Raw genomic sequence first — 5,372 nt, 5'->3', positions numbered from 1 at the left:
GACCGAGCTGACGCCTCGGCCGACGCGGCTGACGCTTCGGGGATCAGTCGGAGTCGTTGCCGAGGTCCCCCTGGAACCAGTCGGCGGCGTGGCGGGCGCGCTCGAGGCAGTCGTCGAGGTCGTCGCCGTAGACGTTGACGTGGCCGACCTTGCGCCCCGGGCGCATCTCCTTGCCGTAGAGGTGGACGCGGAGGTGGGGGTCGCGGGCCATGGCGTGCGGGTAGCCGTCGTAGAGCCGGCCGACGTCCGGCTGCGAGGAGCCGAGGATGTTGACCATCACCGACCACTTCGCGCGGGGCGCGGGAGAGCCCAGCGGCAGGTCCATGACGGCACGCAGATGGTTCTCGAACTGCGAGGTGACGGCGCCGTCCTGGGTCCAGTGGCCGGTGTTGTGAGGACGCATGGCGAGCTCGTTGACCAGCAGGCGGCCGTCGACGGTCTCGAACATCTCGACCGCGAGCACGCCCGTGACACCGAGCTCGCCCGCGATACGCAGCGCGATCTGCTCGCCCTCGACGGCGAGCTCGGGCGAGAGGTCGGGCGCCGGAGCGATGACCTCCTTGCAGACGCCGTTCTCCTGGTAGGTGTGCACGACCGGGTACGCAGCGGCCTGACCGCTCGGCGAACGGGCCACGATCGCGGAGAGCTCGCGGCGGAAGTCGACCAGCTCCTCGGCGAGGATCTGGACACCCGCCTCCTCGGCGACGCGGAGTGGCTCGGCGACATCGGCGACGCCGCGTACGACCCAGACACCCTTGCCGTCGTAACCGCCGCGGGTGGTCTTGAGCACGCACGGGAAGCCGAACGCCTCGACCTCGTCGACGGACGACACGATGGCGTTGCGCGGGCAGGGGATGCCGAGCTCGGTCAGGCGGGCGCGCATGACGCCCTTGTCCTGAGCGTGGACGAGCGCGTCGGGCCCTGGCCGGACCGCGACACCGGCGGCCTCGAGTGCGTGCAGGTGCTCGGTCGGGACGTGCTCGTGGTCGAAGGTGACCACGTCGCACCCTTCGGTGACCTTCTTCAAGGTGTCGAGGTCGCGGTAGTCGCCGACCAACTGGTCGGGGATGACCTGGGCGGCCGACACACCCTCACCCTCGGCGAGAAGCCGGAGCGGGAGGCCGAGCGCGATTGCGGGCTGAGCCATCATGCGGGCCAACTGGCCACCGCCGATGATCGCAAGTGTCGGTGCGAGGGTCACGACGGACAGAATAAGGAAACTGACCTGCTGGGGCCGATTTCGCGGATCCCCCTCACGACATCCGCGAAATCCGGCTCCCGGCAGGTTGAGAGAAGGTCAGGCCTTCTCGAAGCGCAGTCCCTTGCCGCGCAGGGTGGTGATCAGATGGGGCTTGCGGGGGTCGTCGCCGAGCTTGCGACGCACCCACCCAAGGTGCACATCGATGGTCTTCGACGAGGTGTAGAAGGTCGCGTTCCACACGTCCCTCATCAACTCGTCGCGGGAGACGACGTCGCCAGCCCTCTTGATCAGGGCATGAACCAGGTCGAACTCCTTGCGAGAGAGCGTCAGCTCCTCATCGTTCCGCCATGCTCGCCGGGTTTCCGGGTCGAGCTTGATCTCCTGTACCTCGATCATGAGATCGACATTAGGGAGGTAAAGAGCCCTTGGCAAAGGATTGCACGATATTGCCACTGACATTTTCGTGCCAGGCTGCAACGAAATGGGCATGACAAACGTGCGCCCCCGAATGACGCTCTCAACCATGCCCACGAAGGCACGACGAGGTAAAGCAATCGACCCTCGGCGTTGATCGACTGTTAACTACAACGGAATGTGAACAAATCCGCGAAACCGCAGGTCAGCGACACTCTCGAAGGTCACGATTCAGACACGACGGACGGCGACGGGCTCCACGATCCCGAAGCCTCGCACCGGCCGGGCAGCCAGTCGACGGGTCTCGAACTCGTCCTCCGGCATCGCCGCCGCGGTCGCCTCGTCGATGATGATCCGGTTGCGACGGGCCACGGCGGTCAGCCTCGCGGCCATGTTCACGGGCGGTCCGAAGACGTCGCCGAGACGCGAGACGACGTTGCCGGAGGCCAGCCCGACGCGTACGTCCGGCATCCTCGGGTCGCGCCCGATCACGTTGATGATCCCCTCGGCGGTGCCGTAGGCCTGCAGCGGGTCGTCGTTCACGAAGAGCACCGAGTCGCCCAGGGACTTGATGATCCGGCCGCCCCAGGTCGCCACCACGTCGGCGCATCGCGACTCGAAGAGCTCGACCAGGTCACCGATCTTCTCCTCGGTCAGCGTGTTCGACAGTGCGGTGAACGAGACGATGTCGGCGAACCCGACCGTCTGCCAGACGGTCCCCAGCTGCTCCTCGGGCCCCGCGACCGACGCCTCGGCCCGGGCGAGCGCGGCACGCATGTGGCGGCGCCAGGCGAAGGTCATCATCTCCTCGAAGGCGCTCTCGAACTGCTCCGAGACCGAGACCGTCGCCTTCAGCAGCTCGGCGGGCGACCGCTCGTCCTCGTTCTGCGTCTCGACGTGGTGCAGCAGCGCGGACACCTCGTAGTCGGAGAGCCGCGCCATCGACTGCCCGATGCCGCGGGTCAGATTGACGACCAGGTCGAAGCTGACCAGGCCGTTGCTCGAGATCTCGTTGGCCTTGGCCAGCGCGTGCACGTCGGCCTCGTCGAAGAACGCCTCGTCGTCCCCGATCTCCGGGAACCCGAGAGCACGCCACAGACGTTTCGCCTGGTCCAGGCTCACGCCGGCCTTCTCGGCCACCTCCGCCGAGGTCAGGTTGACGGGCTGCTTCGATTTCGCCACGAACAGATCATGCCACTCGGCGCTTCACACCCGCCCGTCACGACCTCGGGCGGAGCCGCGCGTGGATCACGTCGCCCGCGCCGACCACCCGCGTCCCCTCGCCGGTCGCGATGACCAGCCGGCCGAAGTCGTCGATCTCGGTCGCCACGCCCTCCCAGACGTCCCCGCCCGGCAGCTCCGCACGTACCTGCTCCCCCACCGTCACCGACAGCTCCCGGTAGCGGCGAGCGAGCTCGTCGGGATCCGACCCCCAGATCTCGTACGCCGCCCACAGCTCCTCGAGCAGCGCCGCGAGCATCTCGGTGCGGTCGACGGGTGCGCCGCTCTCCAGCTCCAACGACGTGGCGGTCTCGATCGGCAGCTCCTCCCGTGTCAACGAGGTGTTGAGCCCGAACCCGATCACCGCGGCCGCGCCGTCGGGGCCCTCGATCCGCTCGATCAGGATGCCGCAGACCTTGCGGCCCTCGATGAGCACGTCGTTGGGCCACTTCAGCCCGGCTGCGTACCCCTTCGTCCGCAAGGTGGACGCGACCGCGACACCGGTCATCAGCGGCAGCCATGGCCACCGCTCCACCGGGATCGACGCCGAGGGACGCAGCAGCGCGGAGACGGTCAGCGCCGCGCGGGCCGGGGTGGTCCAGCCCCGGTCCAGCCGGCCACGGCCCGCCGTCTGGTGCTCGGTGGTGATCACCAGGCCCGGCGCCTCGCCCGAGCGCGCACGTGCGGCCAGCTCGGCGTTCGTCGACGGCGTCGAGTCGAGGATCTCGACCCGCCATCCGCCCGCTAGCGCATCGAGCCGGGAAGGGTCAAGTGACGGGCGTCGCATCGCGAAAGGTGGCACGGGCATTAGATTGGCCCCCGCACCGCACGAAGTCCAAAGGAGCACCGTGAGCGCCGAAGCCACCCCGCAGCCCGAGATCGACCTGCACACCACCGCCGGAAAGCTGGCCGAGCTGGAGCGTCGTCTCGACGAGGCCGTCCACGCCGGCTCCGCCAAGGCAGTCGAGAAGCAGCACGCGAAGGGACGCCAGACCGCCCGCGAGCGCATCGAGATGCTGCTCGACGAGGGATCCTTCCAGGAGGTCGACGAGCTGGCCCGCCACCGGTCCACCGCGTTCGGCCTGGAGAAGAACCGGCCCTTCGGTGACGGCGTGGTGACCGGCTACGGCACCATCGACGGCCGCCAGGTCTGCGTCTTCTCCCAGGACTTCACCGTCTTCGGCGGGTCGCTGGGCGAGGTCTACGGCGAGAAGATCACCAAGATCATGGACCTCGCGATCAAGACCGGCTCCCCGCTGATCGGCATCAACGAGGGCGCCGGCGCGCGTATCCAGGAGGGTGTCGTCTCCCTGGGTCTGTACGGCGAGATCTTCAAGCGCAACGTCCACGCCTCCGGCGTGATCCCGCAGATCAGCCTGATCATGGGCAACTGCGCCGGCGGCCACGTCTACTCCCCGGCCGTCACCGACTTCACGATCATGGTCGACAAGACCTCCGGCATGTTCATCACCGGCCCCGACGTCATCAAGACCGTCACCGGCGAGGACATCACCATGGAGGAGCTCGGCGGCGCGCTCGCCCACAACTCCAAGTCCGGCGTGGCCCACTACATGGGCTCGGACGAGGCCGACGCGATCGAGTACGTCAAGGCGCTGCTCTCCTACCTGCCCTCCAACAACATGGAGGAGCCGCCGGCCTACGACGCCCCGAATGGGCAGAGTGCCGACCTGGAGATCACCGAGCTCGACTTGGAGCTCGACACCTTCATCCCCGACGGCGGCAACCAGCCCTACGACATGCACGAGGTCATCTCGCACATCGTCGACGACGAGGAGTTCCTCGAGGTCCAGCCGCTGTGGGCCCCCAACATCATCATCGGCTACGCCCGCATCGAGGGCCGTCCCGTCGGCATCGTGGCCAACCAGCCGATGCAGTTCGCCGGCACCCTCGACATCGACGCCTCCGAGAAGGCCGCCCGGTTCGTACGCACCTGCGACGCCTTCAACGTCCCGGTCATCACCTTCGTCGACGTGCCCGGCTTCCTGCCCGGCACCGACCAGGAGCACAACGGCATCATCCGCCGCGGCGCGAAGCTGATCTACGCCTACGCCGAGGCCACCGTCCCGCTGGTCACCATCATCACCCGCAAGGCCTACGGCGGCGCCTACGACGTCATGGGCTCCAAGCACCTCGGCGCCGACATCAACCTCGCCTGGCCCACCGCCCAGATCGCGGTCATGGGCGCCCAGGGCGCAGCCAACATCATCCACCGCCGCACCCTGGCCGACCTGGAGGCCTCCGGCGCCAGCACCGACGAGGTCGAGGCCAAGCGCGCCGAGCTGATCGACGAGTACGAGACCACCCTCGCCAACCCCTACATCGCCGCCGAGCGTGGCTACGTCGACGCGGTCATCCCGCCGCACGAGACCCGCGCCGAGGTCACCCGCGCGCTGCGCCTCCGGCGCACCCAGCGCGAGACCCTCCCCGCTATGAAGCTTGGCAATATCCCGCTGTGATGCGAGCGCTGCGAGGGAGGAGCGGGTTATTGCCTGCTTCTTCGCGAGCGCGCCGAGTC

The 5,372-nt window shown here is 68.2% G+C and carries 5 protein-coding genes; 1 reads left to right on the top strand and 4 read right to left on the bottom strand.

Features of this window, described 5'->3' with window-relative positions; all coding sequences use genetic code 11:
* Positions 1-43 precede the first annotated feature (43 nt).
* The 4 genes from ACFVJS_RS26130 to ACFVJS_RS26115 all read right to left on the bottom strand — a co-directional run bounded on the left by ACFVJS_RS26130 (position 44) and on the right by ACFVJS_RS26115 (position 3,623).
* On the bottom strand, positions 44-1,201 hold the full coding sequence (locus ACFVJS_RS26130) for a 5-(carboxyamino)imidazole ribonucleotide synthase (protein ID WP_378886446.1): 1,158 nt from the start codon (positions 1,199-1,201) through the stop codon (positions 44-46).
* Positions 1,202-1,297: 96 nt separating this feature from the next.
* A complete protein-coding gene (locus tag ACFVJS_RS26125) occupies positions 1,298-1,597 on the bottom strand; it encodes a winged helix-turn-helix domain-containing protein (RefSeq protein ID WP_040757211.1) in 300 nt (99 codons plus the stop codon).
* 249 nt (positions 1,598-1,846) lie between these two features.
* Positions 1,847-2,797, bottom strand: coding sequence for an adenylate/guanylate cyclase domain-containing protein (locus ACFVJS_RS26120; protein WP_378886444.1), 951 nt, complete (start codon positions 2,795-2,797; stop codon positions 1,847-1,849).
* 37 nt (positions 2,798-2,834) lie between these two features.
* Positions 2,835-3,623 (bottom strand): biotin--[acetyl-CoA-carboxylase] ligase, encoded by a 789-nt coding sequence (locus ACFVJS_RS26115; RefSeq protein WP_378886442.1) that lies wholly within the window; start codon positions 3,621-3,623, stop codon positions 2,835-2,837.
* A gap of 61 nt (positions 3,624-3,684) precedes the next feature.
* On the opposite strand from ACFVJS_RS26115, the gene ACFVJS_RS26110 reads away from it, so the two are divergent.
* Positions 3,685-5,313 (top strand): acyl-CoA carboxylase subunit beta, encoded by a 1,629-nt coding sequence (locus ACFVJS_RS26110; RefSeq protein ID WP_378886440.1) that lies wholly within the window; start codon positions 3,685-3,687, stop codon positions 5,311-5,313.
* The last annotated feature ends 59 nt before the right edge of the window (positions 5,314-5,372 follow it).

The sequence above is a fragment of the Nocardioides sp. NPDC057772 genome (genome assembly GCF_042798075.1).
Classification (GTDB): Bacteria; Actinomycetota; Actinomycetes; order Propionibacteriales; family Nocardioidaceae; genus Nocardioides.
The sequence above is the reverse complement of the archived record's forward strand: the minus strand, read 5'-3'. Positions and strand labels throughout refer to the sequence as shown.